A 21241-nucleotide genomic window follows, 5' to 3' on the forward strand; every position below is an offset into this window, starting at 1 on the left:
CTGTTGCCCAGCGCGAACAGGGTGCGCAACCGGGTAAGATAGCAGCCTGTAAGATGGGTAGCCCCTTCAAGGCCCCGATCGCCCGTTATCCCATTCACCGTTTCAGCCCTCGTCGCCATGACTGCCTCGGTAGACGCGCTTCCCACCCAATACGATCCCAAAGCTGCCGAAGCCAAATGGCAGACCACCTGGGAGGACTCCGCTGCCTTTGCGGCCGATGTGAATGCCGCTGGCGAGCCGTTTTGTGTGGTGATTCCGCCGCCGAACGTCACCGGCAGTCTGCACATGGGCCATGCCTTTGAGCATTCCTTGATCGATGCCTTTGTCCGCTACCACCGGATGACCGGGCGCAACACCCTGTGGCTGCCGGGCACCGACCACGCCAGCATTGCGGTACAGGCCATCCTTGACAAGCAACTGAAGGATGCAGGTACGGATCGGTTTGAACTGGGCCGTGAGGTCTTTCTCGATCGCGCCTGGACTTGGAAGGAAGAATCCGGCGGCACGATCGTGGGGCAAATGCGCCGCCTGGGCCTGTCCGTCGATTGGGATCGCGAGCGGTTCACCATGGATGAAGGCCTCTCCAACGCCGTGTTGGAAGCCTTTGTGCGGCTCCACGAAGACGGGCTGATCTATCGCGGCAAATACATGGTCAACTGGTGTCCCGCCTCCCAGTCGGCCGTGTCCGATTTGGAAGTGGACAACAAAGAGGTGGACGGCAGCCTCTGGCATTTCCGCTACCCGCTGACCGACGGTTCCGGTGAAGTGGTGGTGGCCACGACCCGCCCGGAAACGATGCTGGGCGATACGGCGGTGGCCGTGAACCCCCAGGACGATCGCTACAAAGCCCTGATCGGTCAAACCGTCACTCTGCCGCTGGTGGGCCGGGAGATCCCGATCATTGGCGACGAATTCGTCGATCCGACCTTTGGCACGGGCTGTGTGAAAGTCACGCCCGCCCACGATCCCAACGATTTCGAGATGGGCAAGCGCCACAACCTGCCCCAAATCGAAATCCTGAACAAAGACGGCACGGTGAACGAAAACGGCGGCGAGTTCTGCGGCCAAGATCGGTTCGTGGCCCGCAAAAACCTGGTGGCCAAGATGGAGGAGCTGGGCTACCTGGAAAAGGTGGAAGCCTATCGCCACTCCGTGCCCTACAGCGAGCGGGGCAAAGTGCCCGTAGAGCCGCTGTTGTCGTCCCAATGGTTCCTGAAAATTCGCCCCTTGGCCGAAAAAGCCCTGGCGGATTTGGAAAACAACCGGGAGCCGCTGTTTGTGCCCGATCGCTGGACAAAGGTCTATCGCGATTGGCTGCTGAACCTGCGCGACTGGTGCATTTCCCGGCAGCTCTGGTGGGGCCACCAAATCCCCGCTTGGTACGTGATCAGCGAAACCAACGGCCAAGTAACGGAGCACACGCCCTTCATCGTGGCCCGCACGGAAGCCGATGCCCTCAAACAAGCCCAAGCCCGCTACGGCGAAGAAGCGGTGCTGGAGCGTGATGAGGACGTGTTGGATACCTGGTTCTCGTCCGGTCTGTGGCCCTTCTCGACCCTGGGTTGGCCCAACGAAGCCGCCTCCGATTTCCAAGCCTATTACCCGAACACAATGTTGGTGACGGGCTTTGACATCATCTTTTTCTGGGTAGCCCGGATGACGATGATGGCGGGCTATTTCACCGGCCAAATGCCCTTCAAGACGGTCTATGTCCATGGGCTGGTGCGGGACGAAAATAACCAGAAAATGTCGAAGTCCAAGGGCAATGGCATTGATCCCTTGCTGTTGATCGACAAATACGGCACGGATGCGGTGCGCTACACCCTAGTGCGAGAAGTGGCCGGCGCAGGTCAAGATATCCGCTTAGACTACAACCGCAAAACCGATGAGTCGGTGTCCGTGGAAGCCTCGCGCAACTTTGCCAACAAGCTCTGGAATGCGTCGCGGTTTGTGTTGATGAATTTGGCCGGGGAAACGCCGACTAGTTTGGGTGCGCCGGAGGCCGATCGCCTGGAGCTAGCCGATCGCTGGATTCTGTCGCGCTTTAACCAAACGGTGCGCCAAACCCGCCACGACATTGATCACTACGGCTTGGGTGAGGCGGCCAAGGGTCTCTATGAGTTCATTTGGGGCGACTTCTGCGACTGGTATATCGAGTTGGTGAAGCCCCGCTTGAATGGCGAAGATCCGGCGGCCCGGCGAACGGTGCAGCAGGTGTTGGCCCTGGTTTTGGATGGGACGCTGAAGCTGTTGCATCCCTTCATGCCCCACATTACCGAAGAGGTGTGGCACGCTCTGACGGGGGCGGCGGCGACGGAATTCCTGGCCCTGCAAGCCTACCCGGTGGCGATCGACCGGGCGATCGACCTAGAGCTAGAAGCGCAATTTGAGGCGATCATCAACGCGATCCGCACGATCCGGAACCTGCGGGCCGAGGCGGACATTAAACCCAGCCAGAAAGTGCCGATCGTCCTGCAACCGGAGACCGATCGGGAACGGACGGCCTTTGAAGTGGGTCGCGCCTACATTTGCAATCTGGCCAAGGTGTCTGACCTGACAATCCAGGGCGGTGCAGCTTCGGCGGCCCCAACGGCGGAACCGGCAGCCCCGGAGCCGACCCTGATGGATACGGACACGGCGGCCCTGCTAGAGGCGATCGCCACCGACGGGATGGCTCTGGATCCCGACCAACTGGCTTGGGAGCAGAGCGAAAAACGGCGGGTGGCCCTGCTGACCTTGGCGATGATGGGAACGGCGGTCTTTGCGCTCTATTTGGCCAACAGCACCCTGGATGCGATCGATGAGATTCCGTTGCTGCCCTCGATCTTCCAGTTGATTGGCTTCTTCTGGACGGTTTATCACCTGCCCAAGACCCTGCTGTTTGCACGCGATCGAGCGGCCTTTGCTAACGGCGTTCGGCAAGCCAAGCTGACCTACATCGGCGAGGGCAATCCCTTTGCGGTGCGGGCCTATCCTGGGGACGCTCCGGCCGCGGCCACTCCGCAGCCCCGCCAGTTGCCGGCCGCCCAAGCCCCCGAGGTGAAGCTGCCGATCGACCTGGGCCAGGCGGAACCGGCAGCGATCCCGATCGAGCGGGCTATGGCCGGTGTGGTGGGCACGACCCAAGTGCTGTTGCCCCTAGTGGATGGCGTGGTGGACTTGGCCGCCCTGCGCGCTAAGTTGACCAAGGCCCTGACCAAGGCCGAAGGGGAAATCAAAGGGCTGTCGGGTCGCCTCAGCAATCCGGGCTTTGTGGATAAGGCCCCGGCCGATGTGGTGGCCAGCGCCCGCGCCGCCTTGGCCGAAGCGGAAACCCAAGCTCAACTACTGCGCGATCGCCTGGCCCAGTTGCAATAATTGCCCCAGGAATCCTGAATTCAGGCAATTTCCTGAGTTTAAGAAACTTAAAATCAGCGTATGGCCTCGTCGGAGGGGAAATGGTGCTTTATTTAGCCCAAGTGCAACAGCAGGAAACGGATCACTCCCTGGCCCTGATGCCGCTGGCGGTGCAGTCCGTTGATCGGGGATGGCAAATTACCCGAGAGCGCCAACGTCAGACCCTGCCCTTGCCGCAACAGGCCCAATGTCATCCCCAGCAGTTGGTATTGATTGAGGTGGACAATGCCCAATTGGTGACCGACTGCCAAGATGCAACCGACTGGATTTTGGAGCTGATTAAAACCTACTTGAGCCTGGGAGTCACGCCCGAGGAGTTGGCCCACGAGGCCAACCGCCTAGAGCAGTGGAAACAGTCTCTGACCCTGCAAAATCAAGAGCTATCGCGGCGATCGTTAGAGTTAGAAATTCGCCGCGATCAGCTCCAGGCCCTGGAAGCGGCCCTCAAAACGTCTTCCCCGGAAGGTGAGGAAGCCGCCGAAGCCGCTGAGGATTAGTGACGGAAATCAATGATGTCTTTTTTGTCCAAAGAAACCCTGTTTGGTCTGTCTCTGTTTCCCTATTTGGGGTTTCTGTGGTTTTTGACGCGATCGGGTCAAGCACCCAAGCTGGGTCTGATTGGGTTTTACCTCACCCTTTTATTTGTGGCGATTACCATTCCCGCCGGTATCTACGCCCAGGTGCATTACAACCAAAGTCTCGCCGATGTGGACTGGCTCCATGGCAGCGCGGAGGTTTTCTTGACCTTGGCGAATTTGACCTTGGTGCTTGGGTTCCAACGGGCCATCAGTCAACTGAAAGCCACCAAAAAGGCCCCCTAGGCCCGCTAGCCCGCTGAGTTGGGGCCCCAAACTGGGGTTGCCCAGGATTGATGCAGTGGGGATAGCTAGACGGGCGACGACTAAACCGCTAGTTCTGGCAGCGGGAACATTTCACCCCGCAGATAGGCCTCAAAGTGCTCTTTGAAGTAGCGCCAAGAGGTCATGTTTTTCTGGGTGCTGTGGTGATCAGGGGCGTGGCGATATTTCGGGAGGCGATCGCGGATTTCCGTTTGCAGCAGAGGCGGCAAGGCCTCGAAGCCCGCAACGCGCTGACCACAGGCGCTATAGACCAACTGCCCGGAGCGATCGCCCATTTTCATCCAAGGCAACCAAGGGCCAATCCGATGCCAAGCAACGGTCATGGTGTCAACGGCCGCCAACTCCGGATTGGTTAGCTCCGAAAGAGGGACGGTCAGCTTGAAAAACTCAGCAGCGCTGTAGTGGGGGCTGGGGCTGTAGTCCTGAAAGCGCGGGTCATTGCCCAAGGGATTCGGATAGGCCGGAAACACATCACAGGTAAAAATCACCGCATCGCCCGCCAGGGTTGCTCCGAACGTGCCCGTGAGGCGACTTTGCACCGGGTCATTGGCCACATGCACCACGGGCACGGATTCCCCCGTCCAGGGATTGTCCCAACTGTGGAGCACGGTCCCGGTGTTGGGATCTAAGTAGTAAGTTAGCTCCCGGGACACCAGGCTCCAACTACCATCCCCGTTGTTCACACCCCGGGCCACGTTCATGCCCACGATGTCAAACAGGTGGCATTGGGTTTGGTCGGGCAACATGGCGTAGATGGAGCCAGTCCATTCCACATACACGTCCCGATCGTCTGTGGCGGCTCGGGCCTTCAGGAAAGTGGCCGCATCAAATTCCGATCGCCCGGAGCTAGGCGCGATCGGGCGGGGGCGGGCTGGTGTGGGGGAACTGCGCAAGGAACTAGGGTTGCCGGTCTGGATACTCATGGTTCAGCCTCCACCTCGGGGGATTGGCCCAAGAGAACTGTTGCGTGGTTAACACGATTGTCACAATTTCAATATATCGCAACAAATTTTAACAGTAACCCTCGCTACGGTTTTTCTGGACTTCAGAATCTGCTTGGGATCGTGAATTCCCGTTCGATCGGCCCGGGAGCGATCGGGCTGAAATGGCTTTACTGTCAACCCCTTGTCAATTGCCACCGAGCAACGGACACTGGACGTGGAAGTGGATTGGCAGCGCTAGAGGTCGTCTTGTGAAAAGAGTTTTAGGCATCATCCTAGGCGGCGGAGCAGGAACCCGCCTGTATCCGCTGACCAAATTACGGGCAAAACCGGCAGTCCCCCTGGCGGGCAAATATCGGTTGATCGATATTCCGGTTAGTAACTGCATCAATTCCGAAATTCTTAAAATCTACGTCCTCACCCAGTTCAACTCTGCCTCGTTGAACCGTCACTTGTCCCGGGCCTATGCCATGTCCGGGTTCACCGATGGTTTTGTGGAGGTTTTGGCTGCCCAACAAACCCCCGATAGTCCCAATTGGTTCCAAGGCACTGCCGATGCGGTGCGAAAATATCTGTGGATTTTTGCCGACTGGGACGTGGATGAATACGTCATCTTGTCCGGCGACCATCTCTATCGGATGGATTATCGAAAATTTGTGGAGCATCACCGCGCCACCAATGCCGACATCACGTTATCGGTGATCCCCATCGATGAGAAGCGGGCCTCGGATTTTGGCCTGATGAAAATTGACGGCAACGGCCGGGTAACAAGCTTTAGCGAAAAACCGAAGGGGGATGCCCTCAAGGCCATGGCGGTGGATACTACCGTTTTGGGTTTGCCGGCTGACCGCGCCCAGGAGATGCCTTATATCGCCTCCATGGGCATTTACGTCTTTAAGAAAGAAGTTTTGATTGACCTGTTGAATGAGTCCGTCGATCGCACGGATTTTGGGAAAGAAATCATTCCGCAGGCGGCTCCCAATTACAACGTTCAAGCCTATTTATTTGACGGTTATTGGGAAGATATTGGAACGATCGAAGCCTTCTTTGATGCAAATTTAGCGCTGACCAAGCAACCGCAGCCACCCTTTAGTTTTTACGATGAACATGCGCCGATCTACACCCGATCGCGCCATTTGCCCCCCACCAAAATTTTGAACGCCCAGGTCACCGATTCGATCGTGAGTGAGGGTTGCATCCTCAAAAACTGCACGATCGAACATTCCGTGTTGGGGGTGCGCTCCCGAGTTGAATCTGGCTCTGTGATTGACAACGCCCTACTGATGGGAGCGGATTACTATCAACCGTTCCCCGAGCGGATGGACTGCATTGAGCGGGGCTATGTACCGATCGGGATTGGGCCAGATTCCACAATCCGCCGCGCCATTGTTGACAAGAACGCTCGCATTGGCCAAAAGGTGGCGATCGTCAACAAGGACAATGTGCAAGAGGCAAACCGCGAGGAATTGGGCTTTGTGATTCGCAGCGGAATTGTGGTGGTGCTCAAGAACGCCACCATTCCCGACGGTATGGTTATTTAAAGCATGATCCTTTAACCCGGCTGATTAGGATTAACCGGGTTATTGAGATGGCTGAATTGAGGTGAGGCATTCGCCCAAGCGGTGATTGATGGAATCAACTTAGTTCGCCAGATCAATCTGATGGTTTGATCGGGAGTGGGCATTGGCCGGCTCCCGATTTTGTTTGGGTTGAGGAGCGATCGTTGCTTGCTGAAGTGTTGCTTGCTGAAGTGTGGATCGTTGGGGACAGCGGCGAATCGAGGCCAGGGTGCAGTTCGAGCGCGATCAAGGCGCAATCGCAGGGCAACGGGTGTGGATGTTTATTTTGGTAAAAAGTACTATAATTACCATACTTCACCCGCTTATCCTCATACTGCCGTGTTTGCAGCCGCGCTCGATCGCCCCACCGCCATTCCTCACGATCTCTTTGCTGCCATTCGCGACCTCAAGCGCGAACTCAACGCCGTCATTTTGGCCCACTATTACCAAGAATCGGAAATTCAAGATATTGCCGACTATATTGGCGATTCTTTGGGTCTCTCCCAGCAGGCAGCCCAGACCGATGCGGATGTGATCGTGTTTGCGGGAGTTCATTTCATGGCAGAAACGGCCAAAATTCTGAACCCCCACAAGCAAGTGTTGTTACCGGATTTAGAAGCGGGCTGTTCTTTGGCGGACAGTTGCCCGGCGCGTGAATTTGCTGCTTTCAAGTCTCGCTATCCCGATCATTTGGTGATTAGTTACATCAATTGCACCGCTGAAATTAAGGCCCTGAGTGACATTATTTGCACCAGTTCCAACGCGGTCAAAATTGTGCAACAAATTCCCCCGGAGCAACCGATTATCTTTGCGCCCGATCGCAACTTGGGCCGCTACGTGATGCAACAAACGGGTCGAGAGATGGTGCTTTGGGATGGTAGTTGCATTGTTCATGAAACCTTTTCAGAACAGAAATTGGTGCAACTTCAGGTTCAACATCCTGAGGCGGAAGTCATTGCCCATCCCGAATGCGAACCGCCCCTGCTGCGTCATGCCAGTTTCATCGGTTCCACCACGGCCTTGCTCAACTATGTGCAACGGAGCGATCGGGCGGCGTTTATTGTGGCAACGGAGCCGGGAATTTTGCACCAAATGCAAAAGGCAGAACCCCAAAAGCAATTCATTCCCGCGCCACCCGAGGGCAATTGTGCTTGTAATGAATGCCCGCACATGCGGCTGAATACTTTAGAAAAGCTCTATTTCTGCATGAAGACGCGATCGCCTGAAATCACGATGGATGAGTCAGTGCGATCGGCCGCCCTCAAACCCATTCAGCGGATGTTGGCGATGAGTTAGTTTCTGTTGATTTCTACTGATTTCTACCGAAACCAATCATGCAAAAAGGGGCTAATCCTTCAAGAACTAGCCCCCCTATGATTCGGAAAACCGAAAATTAAAGTTTTACGAGCAAGCTTTACGGGAAAGCTTTACGGGAAAGTTCTACCGGTTAGGAACCGATGCCACATCACCCGGGAGAGCTTGCAGGACTTCCAAACGGACGGAAGCCACCCCGGAGCTGTACATATCGATTTCGCGAGCAGCAGCCACCGACAGGTCAACAATGCGGCCACGGGTGAAAGGCCCGCGATCGTTAATCCGCACAATCACCGATCGACCGTTGCGCAGGTTCGTGACCCGCACCAGCGTGCCAAAAGGCAGGGTTCGGTGGGCAGCGGTGAGGGCGTTCTGGTTAAAACGCTCGCCGTTGGCCGTGCGGTTGCCGTGGAAGCCGGGCCCATACCAGGAAGCCTGGCCTGTTTGGCTCGATCGCACCGCGTAAAGCACCCCGTTATGTTGCAAGCTATTGGCGTTGGGGGTGTCCAAGGAATTGCCGCCCGACTGGTTCGAGGCAACCCGCATCCGCAACTGGCCGTTGTAGGCCAAGGGTTGAGCATTGCCCAACTGGCGGCGGAGACGGTTAACAACCTGCACTGCATCGGCTGAGTAGCTGGCAGTGGGTTGGGGCGCAAGCGTGGTTTGGTCGATCGCAACCAGCGGCTGACCGCCCATCGTCACCCAATAGCGATTTTCGCGGTTGCTCCACTCGTAACGAATGGCCTGGGCATCCACACCGTTGGCGTGGCGTTGGTCAATTTCGCGCGCGGTGGCGGTGGCCCGTTCCAGGGCGTTGGTGGTGCTGGCTTCGTCGTTGGCCAGGAAAGTCACCACGGGGATATTGCGAACATAGAGCGTCACTGCCGGTCGGTTACCCAATTGGTGGGCATGAACCTTGGTGATTCCGTACAGTTGCGACCCGATCGCGGTGGGCTGTGGAATCGCGGCAGCGGCGCTGATGCGCGCGCCAGTCATTTCAGCGGCTGGCTGGAGAGCCAGGGTGGGAGCGGTTAACTCCGCTGCCAAGATGACTGAGGGGGTGGACTGAGCTTGAGCCGAAATGGGTTGAATTTCTTCCCCAAGGGCGGGAGCTTCAGCACCGAAGGCGACGGCGGCCACCGAGGCAGCCAACAACGTCAGTTTTTGAATGGAATAATTCATGGCGTGGTGGGGTAAACGTCACGCGCGCCTCAAGCTAGGTTCAGTGATCAGGCTCTGACTGTCCGATGCTCACGAACATGCAATGGTCGAAGGGAAACGAAGTGGGTAGCTAGTTGGAGTTAACTGACAAGAGACCACCAAGGGGCGATCGGGAAAGTTAAAGACGTTGGTGCAAAATGCACCGGAGCATCAACGGGTTTTGGAGTATCAGTTAATCGCCGGAGAACTCAGGGGGAGTTCATGGAGGTTAGTCAGGGGCGATCGAACTCGATATTGCAAAACCGGGAACCTAGGAGGTCTGTCGGTTGGTCATGCACCCTAGCAGAGCATCAACACAGCAGTTCCGGAGCAACCAAGCGCCCGTCCCATCTCCCGCGCAACATTTGACACAGTGGAGATGGCGGCTTTGGTGAACTCGGAGGCTATCCAATGCCGGAACCCAGTTAGCAATAGTTTCAAGGAACTAAAGCTGGGAACCAACGCTGCACAGGGCGAGAACACAGTGGACAGAAAGCGATTGGCCGTGGCGATCGCAATCAATGGGTGGATAGCTGAATCGGCAAGAGTTCCAACCGCTTCGCACTCTCCGGCAGTCGCCACCAAGGGTTTCATTAAGAACCGCAAAGTTTTGACCGCAAGATTGACGTAGGTTACCACAGCCAACCGCAGCAGACTGCCTGATCCCTGGTGGCGGCGCTCTGGGTCTGGCATCGGTGGGGATCGCTCCCTGCTCGATCGCCATGGAAAACAAAGGATCTCAGCCCCTTGGGTTCGATTACCGTCTTAATAAAAATTTAAGATTTCTCGACCCCAAATTCGCTTCTTTGGGAATGCCCACAGGACAGAATCACAACTGGCTGAAGGCTGGGCTAAACGCTTGGGAAGCTGAAGGTTCATAGTGCTTGCTGCAACCTGGATGCTAAAATCCATGCCGTTCAGCGCTCCGCCCCCAACGATGTATTTCCCAAGGGAATTCTCCTCTCAAGGGAATCCTCCCTCAGGAGCGGCGGGCGACTTCGAGAGGAACAGCAACCGTGGACTATCGGGAAGCAGGGGTCGATATTGAAGCGGGTCGCGCCTTTGTCGATCGCATTCGCGATCGCGTGCAACGCACCTTCCGTCCTGAGGTGCTTGGGGGACTGGGCGGCTTTGGCGGTTGTTTTGCGCTGCCCAAGGGCTACCAGGAGCCGGTGTTGGTTTCCGGAACCGATGGCGTGGGTACAAAGCTGGAAGTTGCCCAAAAAACCGGCCAACACAACACCGTGGGCATTGATTTGGTGGCCATGTGCGTCAACGATGTGCTGACCTCTGGAGCCGAACCCCTCTTTTTCTTGGACTACATCGCCACGGGCAAGCTGCGCCCGGAGGCTATGGCCGATGTGGTGGAAGGCATTGCGATCGGCTGTGAGCAGGCGGGTTGCGCCCTGTTGGGCGGCGAAACGGCCGAAATGCCGGGATTTTATAGCGAAGGAAAATATGATTTGGCGGGCTTTTGCGTGGGGATTGCCGAGCGCAACCGCCTCCTAACCGGCGCTCAGGTACAGGTGGGTGATGTGGCGATCGCCCTGCCCAGCTCGGGACTGCACAGCAATGGGTTTAGCCTGGTGCGCAAGGTGGTTGAACAGGCAGGTCTGACCTGGGGCGATCGGGTGGCAGGGCTGACGGGCGATCGCACCTTAGGCGAGCTGGTGCTCACGCCCACCCAAATCTATGTTCAGCCCATCCTGAATTTGCTGAAGTCTGACCTATCGATCCATGGCATGGCCCACATTACCGGTGGCGGGCTGCCGGAGAACTTGCCGCGCACCTTGGGCCCGAACCAATCCGTAGCGGTCGATCGCAGCAGTTGGCAAATTCCCCCCCTATTCCAGTGGTTGGCCCAAACGGGTGAGGTGCCAACCGCGGCCATGTTCGATACCTTTAATATGGGCGTGGGCTTCGTGGTTTTGGTGCCTGCTGCTGAAGCTGCGGCGGCCTTGACGCAGTTCAATCAATGGGGAATTGCTGCTTGGCAATTAGGTGAAGTGGTGGCCGGTAATGGCGAAATTCTAGGGCTGTTGTAATCAGAGCTGATTCATTAGCTTTTTGGCTATTTTTGCTTATTTTTTTGCATTCTTCCTTTTGATTGGAAGCGTCTTGGAAGCGGTTTGGAAGAAGTTTTGATCCTGTCGTTGCTGTTGCGTTTGAGAGAGCTATTGTGCTGCCACTTGCCTTGCAATTCACTTCGCCAGGGCCCGTTTTTCTGAAGTTTGGCCCCCTCATCATTCGTTGGTATGGACTCTTAATTGCGATCGCCCTGATGACGGGCGTGAGTCTATCTCAATGGCTGGCAACCAAGCGTCGAATCGATCGCGATTTGGTTGCCGATGTCTCCATTTGGTTGGTGTTAGCTGCCTTACCAGCCGCTCGGATCTATTACGTGCTGTTTAATTGGTCAGCCTACGCAGCCCATCCGGAGCGGATTATCGCCATTTGGGAAGGCGGCATTGCAATTCATGGTGCGATTTTGGGCGGACTGGCGGCATTGTTGCTGTTTTCCCGCCTCAACAAAATTCCCTTTTGGCAGTTGGTAGATGTCATTACGCCTTCGTTGATTTTGGGCCAGGCGATCGGACGGTGGGGCAATTTCTTTAACTCCGAAGCCTTTGGGCGGCCAACAGATTTGCCCTGGAAACTCTATATTCCCCCCGATCGTCGCCCCTTGGGCTATGAAGGATTTGAGTTTTTCCATCCCACATTTCTCTATGAATCGCTCTGGAATTTGGGAGTTTTTGGGTTATTAATGACCCTCTTTTTGCGGTGGCCCAATTTACGGCCCGGGACGATCGGTTGTGTTTATGCTGTGACCTATAGTTTAGGTCGCGTTTGGATTGAAGGTTTACGAACCGATAGCTTGATGTTTGGCCCCCTGCGCATGGCTCAGATGGTGAGTTTAACTGGGGTTGTTTTGGGCGGTTTGGGGTTGTTTTGGCTTTATAAACTTCGTCGATCGCTGCCTGATGTGGTGAGCGTGGGTCACGAAGCTTCCAATGGTTAAAGCTCCATTCCAACAACTATCAAAGGCGACCCAGCGCACTAGGGATTAGGCTAAAAATTAGAGCAACCAAGCTCCCAAGTTAAGACCCAAAAATAGAGATCCTCAAAGGCCAAAAAATCAAAACCAAACCAACTCAAAACCAAACCAACAAAGTTACAAAATTACCCGCCAAGTAAGCCCGTTTCCTTGACCGTTGGAGATCGCCATGCACAGCAGCCCACCCGATCGCAACCTCTGGGAACCTTGGTTCCGATCCCTATCCAAAATCGCCAGGCTCGATGGCTTCGTTTGGCATTCTGGACTGCAAGCGATCGGCAAGGGACGCTTTGCCCATCGAGGCCTGGCCTTACTGATCTGTTTTGGACTGATGGTGGGCGGTTGCGGATTGCCCCAAGTTAGTGCAGAGTCTCGGTTGCTATTACCGCTGTCCGTTGATTTTTTGGGGGCCTATTTGTTGCCCGCTCAACAGATCATGGACACGCCCGTGGGAGGGCTTTCGGCCTTGGCATACGATCGCCAAACCGATCGATTTCTGGCCCTTTCTGACGATCGCTCTAACTTGGCTCCCGCAAGGTTTTATACACTCAAAATTTCCTGGCGATCAACCGACAATCCTAATCCTGCTAAGGCCTCTGTTTCTGATCAAAATTCAGCACCTTCATCGGTCAAAGTGGGGCAAACCATTGATCGCGTGACGGTTGAGAATGTCACCATTTTACGAGATGAATCAGGTGAGCCTTTTGCAGCAGGAGAAATTGATCCTGAAGGGTTAGCAATTACCCCACGAAATACGGTTTTAATTTCCAGTGAAGGTGATGTGAAACAGGGCATTCTGCCCATGATTCGCGAGTTCGATCGCAAAACGGGCATGGCCACGCGATCGCCCCTGCCCTTGCCCAGTCGCTATCTACCCGGCAACGCGGCGGACGGTTCGCCCCAAGGAATTCGCGATAATTTGGGTTTTGAGGCGTTGGGCATTGTGCCCGTGGGGGCGAATCCCTCCCCTGTGGAACCGTTTCGGGCATTCACAGCCACCGAAGAAAACCTAGTTCAAGATTTGGAGCCGAAACCCGAAAAAACCGAGGGCGATCGCCCCACAATTCCGCCTCGATCGCGCATTTTGCATTTCAGTTTGGGTGATGGGCCACCATTTCCTATTTCTGAGCATTTGTATGAAATGGATCCGGCCAGTAGCACCGCCATTAGTAACGGTCTGGTGGAATTAACACCCCTCGACCAAGGCGGTCATTTCCTCAGTTTGGAGCGTACCTTTGACCCCTTAGAAGGCTTTGGGGCCAAACTCTTTCAGGTGGAACTAGGAACCGCCACAGACACATCGAGCTATGCCAACTTGCGGGGGGCTTTGCCTGATGTGAAACCCGCTTATAAAAAGCTACTGCTGGACTTTAAAACCCTGGGCATCCCGATCGATAACCTAGAAGGACTAACCCTTGGGCCCCGATTGCCGGACGGTCGCCAAAGTATCATTTTGGTGAGTGATAATAATTTTCGAGAAGCCCAGGTAACCCAGTTCATCCTATTGGCACTGGATGGTTTTAAGGCTCAGTAAGCGAAGAGTTTAGCGCAAAGCTTTTTGAGAAAACCATCGAATTATCCATTGGGGAAGTTGCCGACCGCATAGGAAACCACTTTGGGTTGAAACTGCACCAAATGTAAATTACTCAGTAAGTCTTGGCTGTTGTATTGTCCCCAATGCTCAATTTCCAAAAAGTTGGCGCATGGCAGAGCCGGTTTATAGACCCGAAAATAGCGCATGAGATGCAAGGAAGCAGCACTTTCTAAGGGGCCAATAAACTGACTACTGGGTTGCCCAAAATCCACTGCCGAAGCCCAAAGGGCCATTTGTGATCGGGTTAGGAAAAAGCAACCCGCATGGGGATTTCCAGCCCGATCGAATTGGATCGGTTGACCCAGAAACTGGCCAACCAAAACACGCTGCTCCGTGAAATGGTGGGCAAATCCTGGATTTTGGCCGGTTTTGCTTTCAAAGTCTGGATCGACGTAGACTTTGTGATAGCTTCCTGGATGATGGCTACTGGTTGAGTCGAAATTGGGTGAGTTAACCCAATCTGAAGTGGATGAGTCAGGATTTTCACCGACTCCACGGCTTGCGCAGGAGTTATTTAGCGCTGGATTCGACCATTCAAAGCGATGCGGCTGTAATATTGCACTTTCGCCTAGGAATGACTGAAACCATTGTTGCTTTAGAAAAAATAAGGGATCGCGAATGGTTAAATCATCTTCCAAATAGCAGTAATAGTCATAATTTTCTGAGAGTCGATCGCCCAAAACTCGCTGGCAATAAAATCCCAATTCCCGATCGGGACAATCCAAGGCAATGTGTTGAAAAAGATGACTGCTCACGGGCAACTTTGCCAACAAATGGCGATCGCCCGTTGTGCAAAGCAGAATATCCAGTTCACAACTCGTCCATTGGTTAACCTGCTGAATTTGTAGTCCCTGTTGGGGTTGATCTTGGAAGGCAACCTGGTGAGCATTGAAAAGGCTATGCAGTGCCTGAATTGCCTGGCTGAGGGCGGCAATTCGCGGCCGGGGATCGCGCCTGGCGGAACCATATTTCCCATCAGCATCAGGGCGAAAGAAGTGCGGAATCACCACCAAAATTCGCATCATAGATCCCTCTCAACCCTAGGATCCACTAACCAAGGCCATCGATCGGGCAGCGAATCCCGCGTTGGAAAGCGCGTGGGTGACAGCTCCCGGATCGCGTACCCGGAATTGGGGGCCAAACCGCACTAATTCACGGCGGCCATCCTCTCCGCGCACAATGGCAATCACGGGCGTTTTGGCATCATCCCCCGCCCAATTCAGCAGCAAAGTTCGTAACTGGTGTTGTTGTTCAATGTTGCCCGCTAAATCAGCAGAAATTTCGATCGTTAACAGTTGAATTTGATCAATGGGTTCCGCATCTTCAATGATGAATTGGGGTTGATCATCACGGCGATCGACTTTGCCCCAAATCATCAACTGTCGATCGGGCTGAATCAGTGGGTGAATTCGCTCATAGGCCCGGGGAAACACAATCGCCTCCGCCTGAGCCGTCAGATCTTCAATTTGCACAATGGCCATTCGATCGCCCTTTTTGGTCACCACCGGTTTCACGGAATTCAACATCACAATGGCGCTCACCGTGGCCTTGTCATCGGGTCGCTCACCCAGTTCTGACAGGTTCATGGGAGCCAACAATCGAGAGGGTTTTTGAATATCCTTCAGGGGATGATCGGAAATATAAAATCCGAGTAATTCCTTCTCCAAATTCAACCGTTCCTGTTTGGGATAATCATCCATCGGTTGCGCTTTGGGAGCCAAATCCAACACATTCTCCGGTGTTTTGGCATGACTTGAAGATTCCAGTCCCATAGCCAAATCAAACAGATTACCCTGGCCACTGGCTCGATCCTTTGCCCGGCTATGGGCCCAATCGATAATTAACTCCAAATCAGCCATTGATTGACGGCGATTGGCTTGCAAACAGTCCAATGCACCGCACTGCACCAATGCTTCCAAGGCCCGCCGGTTGACCGATCGCAAGTCAATTCGATCGCACAAATCGGCCAAAGATTGAAAGAGTCCACCTTCCGATCTCGCTTGCAATAAACACTCGATCGCCCCTAAGCCCAAGTTCCGAACTGCACCTAAGCCAAACAGGATTTTGCCCCGTTTTCCAGACGCATCCTTGAGCGGTGTGAAATCCACATCCGATCGATTAATATCCGGCGGCTCCACGTCAATGCCCAGGCGCAAACAACTGGCAATATACATTTGCACCTTATCCCGATCGTCGCTGTTGGAAGTCAGCAACGCCGCCATATATTCAACGGGATAATTGGCTTTCAAATAAGCCGTTTGGTAGGTCACATAGCCATAGGCTGCCGAGTGGGATTTGTTAAAGCAATATTCCGCAAACTTCACCATCTGCTCAAACAAACTTTCGGCAATTTTGCTCTTAATGCCATTACGCGCTGCCCCATCAACAAAAATGCTTTGGTGTTTCTCCATTTCCTCCTTTTTCTTTTTCCCCATGGCCCGCCGCAGCAGATCTGCTTCACCCAAGGTATAGCCCCCCAACTCTTGGGCGACTTTCATAATCTGTTCTTGGAACACCAAAACCCCGTAGGTTTCGTTCAAAATCGGTTCCAACATTTCGTGGTCATAGGCGATCGCCTCTCGACCATGCTTCCGGTTAATAAACTGTGGAATCAGACCGGCATCAAGGGGCCCTGGCCGATAGAGCGCCAAAATTGAAGAAATATCAGCCAAATTAGACGGCTTCAAATCACGCACCACCTGGCGCATTCCGGAAGATTCCAACTGGAAGATTCCTTCCAAATCACCACTAGCAAGCAGTTTGTAAGCATTGGGATCATCTTCCGGCACACTGTCAATATCAATGGTTTTGCCACTGGTGCGCTCAATCAAATCAATAGTTTTTTGGATCATGGTTAGGTTTTTCAAACCCAAAAAGTCCATCTTTAGCAGTCCGACGGCCTCAATATCTTCCATGTAATATTGAGTGATCACTGAGCCGTCATTGTTGCGTTGTAAGGGCACAATTTCATCGAGGGGATCGGCGGAAATAACCACGCCGGCCGCATGAACCCCAAAAGTTTTGTTGGTGCCTTCAATCCGCATGGCCATATCGAGCCAGCGGCGATAGGTCACCCCCGGTAACGCGCCGGGAACCTGCTCATCTTTGTCGTATTTTTCCTTGAATTCGGGGGCGGGTGTTTCGTTAGAAACCATCACTTTTAACTTGGCTGGCTTGCCCCGCGAAACGGGAATCATTTTGGCCATTCGATCGGCTTCCCCGTAGGGAATATCCAGCACCCGTGCCACATCCTTCAACACGGCTTTGGAGGTCATCCGGTTGAAGGTGATAATTTGCGCCACCCGATCGGTTCCATATTTTTGGGTGACGTAATCAATTACTTGATCCCGTTTTTCAATGCAGAAATCCGTATCCACGTCTGGCATGGATTTCCGTTCTGGGTTCAAGAATCGCTCAAACAGCAAGCCATGGTGTACTGGATCAATATTGGTAATTCCGAGACTATAAGCAACTAGGGAACCGGCGGCACTGCCCCGACCGGGGCCCACGGGAATGTTGTGATCGCGAGCAAATTTGATGTAGTCCCAAACCACGAGGAAATAGGCCGAAAAGCCCATGCGTTGCAGCATGTTTAGTTCGTAGGTTTGGCGCTCTGTATATTCAGGATGACGATCGATTAATTCCTGTCGAGAGGCCAAACCCAAGCGATCACAAAGACCTTGCCAAGCCACTTCTTCCACATAGGTATCGGCCGTGTGACCCGGGGGAACTGGAAAGTCGGGAATCCGGGGTTGGCCCAAAATGTCGTAATCTTCGATTTTTTCGGACACCTTCAGAGTGTTGCTAATGGCCTCTTGAATCACATCATCGGTGAGGTGATCGCGAAACAATTGAGCCATTTCTTCGGCCGATTTCAGATATTCCGTACCGCTATAACGCAGTCGTTTATTTTCTGTAATTAGCTTGCCGGTCTGGATGCAAAGCAATGCATCGTGGGCTTCCACATCAAAGCAGGAAATGAAGTGGGAATCGTTGGTGGCAATCAGTTGAATATCGAACTGGCGAGCGAGCCGAACCAGCGCCACATTCACCACCCGATCTTCCTGGGAGCCGTGATCTTGCAATTCCAAATAAAAATCATCGGCAAAAATTTCTTTGTACCATTGGGCAACCCGTTCCGCCACGTCAAAGCGCCCGGCCAAGATGGCTTGGGGAATCTCGCCACCTAAGCAAGCACTGGTGACAATTAGGCCTTCGCGATGGGTTTCTAGTAATTCTTTATTAATACAAGGACGGGCAAAAATGCCTTTTCCACGCACCCCTTGCAGGTTAGAAACGGTGGTTAATTTAACGAGATTTTTATAGCCCTGCTTATTTTTCGCCAGGACAACTTGGTGATATTTCGGTAATTTTCGTTTGTCATCAAGGCTGCCATTGATGACATACATTTCGTTGCCAATAATGGGGCGAATGGGTTTGCCGCGACAAACTTTCAGCAGTTCGATCGCCCCATACATCACTCCGTGATCCGTCAGGGCGATCGCGGGCATTCCCAGTTCCATGGCCCGATCGATCAAAGCGGGCAGTTGACTCGCCCCATCGAGCAGGCTGTAATCGCTGTGGATGTGGAGACCAACAAAAGACATGGCAGGAGAACCCGATCGAACCGATGGATGATGCGCTCTCCATTGTGGCCTATCGGGTTCCCGGACGCGAGGGCCTGCGGGGGGAATCAGCCAGAGCGGGCTAGGCTGCCGCTGCGTTCCACCAAATGCAGGGCGATCGAGCTGAGGGGGAGCACCTGTTTGGCCGCGCCCAGCTCGATCGCCGCTCGGGGCATTCCAAACACCACAGAGCTGGTTTCATCCTGGGCGATCGTCCAGCCGCCCGATTGGGACAGTTCCAACAGGCCCCTTGCGCCATCGTTGCCCATGCCCGTCAGTAAAATCCCGATCGCCCGTTTGCCAAAGACCCGAGCCATGGAGCGAAAGGTGGCCGTCACCGAGGGGCAATGGCCATCCACCGGTTCCGTGCGAAAGGTGACGAACCGCCCTTGCGGATCAAACTCCAACTGGTGACCTTCCGGCGGAAAGTAAATCACGCCCGGCTGGGGAGTTTGGCCCGCTTGGGCAATTTGAATCGACAGCGCGCAATTGAGGCTGAGCCAATCCAGTAACCCCCGCAAGAAGCCCGTGCTGATATGTTGCACGCAAACCAGCGGCAGGGGAAAACGCGGCGGTAATTGGCTCAAAATCTCCCGCAGGGCCTGGGGGCCGCCCGTGGAAGCGCCGATCGCCCCGATCGCCCGTTCGATCGCCGGCCCTTGCACCAGCGCCGACGGCAGCGCGATCGTCGGTGACGGCGAGGGGGATGACGATCGCCGCAGCTTGAAAACCTTCACCCCCGCCAGCACCCGAATTTTGGCAATTAACTGGGCCGCCACTTGAGCATATTGTTCCGGCGAACTCATCACCGGTTTGGGAAACACATCCACTGCCCCCGCCTCCAGCAACTCAAACACCGTGCGTCGATCGTCCTCGCGAACGGAGTTGCTGATCACCAAAATGGGCCGGGGCGATCGCCCCATCACCTCGCGGGTAAATTCCAGCCCATTCATGCGCGGCATGTGCAAATCCGTGCAAATCACATCGGGATCGGTGGCTTTCAGGAGTTCCAACCCCTCCAGCCCCGTATGGGCCGTGCCCACCACTTGCAGCGCACCAGTGCTCTCGATCGCCCGCCGCAGGAGCCGGATGGCAATTTCGGAATCTTCAACCAACAGCACTCGGATGGGGGGTGGAGCCACTGGTATTCCCTGCTTGAAATTTTGGTGCTGCAAATCGGGAGGCAATTAATCTTTGTCTTAGAGGATGTCTGAAAAGCCAAAATTGCTACTCTGTACGCCCCAGTGATCGACTTAGACAAGGGGCTTAGGGCCTGTCGTCAAATCGCCTGAAACCTTGATTCCGCCGTTGGCAGATCGTGGGGGACAAGGGGCTTAAGCCCCTTGTTACAACGACTGGGACATGGAAAATCAGTCGTTTCCGCCCGATCCTAGGAAATGACGACAGGCCCTAAGCTCCTTCCACGACTATTGGTGCTTGCCCGTGCCAAAGAATACTTTTTAAACATCCTCTTATTCTTTTTCCTATGCCTATTGTCGCAAATTTCTTGGAGTTTGAAGCTAAAATCAGCAAGGATTTAATCAATTAGCCGATCCATTGGCCGACCATTTGTCGATTATTTTTTGAGATTTTGATCCTGCTTGAGCCATTGCTTTTTGGAAGACAATGATTCTGCTGCCTAGTTTTTTTGGAACAGCAAACAGAGTTCAATCGCCTTAGATTGCAGCGTTTCGATCGGGTCGCTGCCCCGCTTCAAGAGGGTTTCTTGCTCCAAGAGAAGCTGGAGGCTTTTTTGAAGTGCTTTGAGTCCCATGGGTTGCACTTCTTTCTTAATGAAAAATAGTCGCTTGGGGTTGCCCAAATCTGCCGCCTTGGCAATCACCAAATCATCCCGCTCACCCCGATCAAGCATCAGCTTCACCCACAGCCACAGTCGAAACTGAGTGACCAAAGAAGCATGAATCCGTAAGGGATTTTCATTCCGGGCAATCAAATCCGCAATCAGCTTCAACGATTGGGAAATTTGCCCCAAAGACATGGCCTTCGCCAGCTCCAAGCTGCTTTGGGTGGAAACGGAAACCAGGCGATTGATGTCTTCCGTACCGATCGGGCGATCGCCCACAAATAATTGCAGCTTTTCCAGCTCGCTGTAGAGTTGGCGCGTGTTGTTGCCCACCGCGTTCACCAGCAACTCCGCCGCTTCGGGCTTAATTTTCACCTTCATCGCTTGGGCGGCCCGTTTCACCTGTTGCAACAGCTCCTCGGTTTTCCAAGGAGGAATCGGGGAAAATTCCTGAATTTCGGTGTTTTTGGCCTTCTGGAGCAATTTGGTGGACTTGAGGCGGCCATCGGGCTTTGGGCGGGAGGTGAGCAGCAAAATGGCATTGTCGGGAATTTGGGGCAGGGTGCGTTCCAACTCCCGCAACCAATCATCGGGACAGCGTTGGGCCAAGACCGTTTCCGCCAGCCACACCAGCCGATCGCCCGCCCCAAAGGGAGGAGTTACCGCCTGGGCCAGGGCCACCAACAGGCCATCCTCACGATCGGGCGGGATTTTTTCAAAATTAAAACTTTCCCAGGCGGCATCCACGCGCGATCGCAACGGGTCGATCGCCCGCTGCATCGCAAAATCATCCTCACCCCAAAACCAATAAACCGGCATTTTGTTAAATGGTGGCGCAGTTAAACGGTGGCGCACTTGCCCCCGGATGCTTGACTGGAGAATGAGTTAACAAG

Annotated in this window: 13 protein-coding genes and 1 pseudogene; 8 read left to right on the forward strand and 6 right to left on the reverse strand. The window is 54.3% G+C overall.

The window, feature by feature from the left end:
* Positions 1–117 precede the first annotated feature (117 nt).
* The 3 genes from AC2IAX_RS04110 to AC2IAX_RS04120 all read left to right on the forward strand — a co-directional run bounded on the left by AC2IAX_RS04110 (position 118) and on the right by AC2IAX_RS04120 (position 4217).
* Positions 118–3357 (forward strand): valine--tRNA ligase, encoded by a 3240-nt coding sequence (locus AC2IAX_RS04110; protein WP_494389453.1) that lies wholly within the window; start codon positions 118–120, stop codon positions 3355–3357.
* 80 nt (positions 3358–3437) lie between these two features.
* Positions 3438–3893 (forward strand): HmpF-related protein, encoded by a 456-nt coding sequence (locus AC2IAX_RS04115; protein WP_494389454.1) that lies wholly within the window; start codon positions 3438–3440, stop codon positions 3891–3893.
* Positions 3894–3905: 12 nt separating this feature from the next.
* Entirely contained in the window at positions 3906–4217 is a 312-nt protein-coding gene (locus AC2IAX_RS04120; protein ID WP_190530065.1) for a DUF3593 domain-containing protein, read from the forward strand.
* A gap of 80 nt (positions 4218–4297) precedes the next feature.
* On the opposite strand, the gene AC2IAX_RS04125 is transcribed toward AC2IAX_RS04120, so the two are convergent.
* Complete coding sequence (locus AC2IAX_RS04125) at positions 4298–5179, reverse strand: DUF1838 domain-containing protein (RefSeq protein ID WP_494389455.1); 882 nt, start codon at positions 5177–5179, stop codon at positions 4298–4300.
* 269 nt (positions 5180–5448) lie between these two features.
* On the opposite strand from AC2IAX_RS04125, the gene AC2IAX_RS04130 reads away from it, so the two are divergent.
* Positions 5449–6738: a glucose-1-phosphate adenylyltransferase gene (locus AC2IAX_RS04130; protein WP_494389456.1), complete on the forward strand. Its 1290-nt coding sequence runs from the start codon at positions 5449–5451 to the stop codon at positions 6736–6738.
* Positions 6739–7095: 357 nt separating this feature from the next.
* Positions 7096–8052 (forward strand): quinolinate synthase NadA, encoded by a 957-nt coding sequence (nadA, locus tag AC2IAX_RS04135; protein ID WP_494389457.1) that lies wholly within the window; start codon positions 7096–7098, stop codon positions 8050–8052.
* Between the two features lie 144 nt (positions 8053–8196).
* Here nadA and AC2IAX_RS04140 read toward each other — a convergent pair.
* A pseudogene (locus AC2IAX_RS04140) lies at positions 8197–8511 on the reverse strand (septal ring lytic transglycosylase RlpA family protein); the annotation flags it as partial.
* A 1775-nt stretch (positions 8512–10286) separates the two neighbouring features.
* Between AC2IAX_RS04140 and purM the strand changes: the two are divergent.
* From purM to AC2IAX_RS04155, 3 genes are all read left to right on the forward strand, one after another.
* Positions 10287–11315 (forward strand): phosphoribosylformylglycinamidine cyclo-ligase, encoded by a 1029-nt coding sequence (gene purM / locus AC2IAX_RS04145; RefSeq protein WP_494389458.1) that lies wholly within the window; start codon positions 10287–10289, stop codon positions 11313–11315.
* A gap of 131 nt (positions 11316–11446) precedes the next feature.
* A complete protein-coding gene (gene lgt, locus AC2IAX_RS04150) occupies positions 11447–12289 on the forward strand; it encodes a prolipoprotein diacylglyceryl transferase (RefSeq protein WP_494390270.1) in 843 nt (280 codons plus the stop codon).
* A gap of 205 nt (positions 12290–12494) precedes the next feature.
* Positions 12495–13859 (forward strand): esterase-like activity of phytase family protein, encoded by a 1365-nt coding sequence (locus AC2IAX_RS04155; protein WP_494389459.1) that lies wholly within the window; start codon positions 12495–12497, stop codon positions 13857–13859.
* 41 nt (positions 13860–13900) lie between these two features.
* On the opposite strand, the gene AC2IAX_RS04160 is transcribed toward AC2IAX_RS04155, so the two are convergent.
* The 4 genes from AC2IAX_RS04160 to holA all read right to left on the reverse strand — a co-directional run bounded on the left by AC2IAX_RS04160 (position 13901) and on the right by holA (position 21167).
* Positions 13901–14944 (reverse strand): calcium-binding protein, encoded by a 1044-nt coding sequence (locus AC2IAX_RS04160; RefSeq protein ID WP_494389460.1) that lies wholly within the window; start codon positions 14942–14944, stop codon positions 13901–13903.
* 15 nt (positions 14945–14959) lie between these two features.
* On the reverse strand, positions 14960–18526 hold the full coding sequence (locus AC2IAX_RS04165) for a DNA polymerase III subunit alpha (protein WP_494389461.1): 3567 nt from the start codon (positions 18524–18526) through the stop codon (positions 14960–14962).
* An 86-nt stretch (positions 18527–18612) separates the two neighbouring features.
* Positions 18613–19686 (reverse strand): chemotaxis-specific protein-glutamate methyltransferase CheB, encoded by a 1074-nt coding sequence (cheB, locus tag AC2IAX_RS04170; protein WP_494389462.1) that lies wholly within the window; start codon positions 19684–19686, stop codon positions 18613–18615.
* Between the two features lie 497 nt (positions 19687–20183).
* Complete coding sequence (gene holA / locus AC2IAX_RS04175) at positions 20184–21167, reverse strand: DNA polymerase III subunit delta (RefSeq protein WP_494389463.1); 984 nt, start codon at positions 21165–21167, stop codon at positions 20184–20186.
* Positions 21168–21241 lie beyond the last annotated feature (74 nt).

This window comes from Limnothrix sp. HT2024, assembly GCF_059138625.1.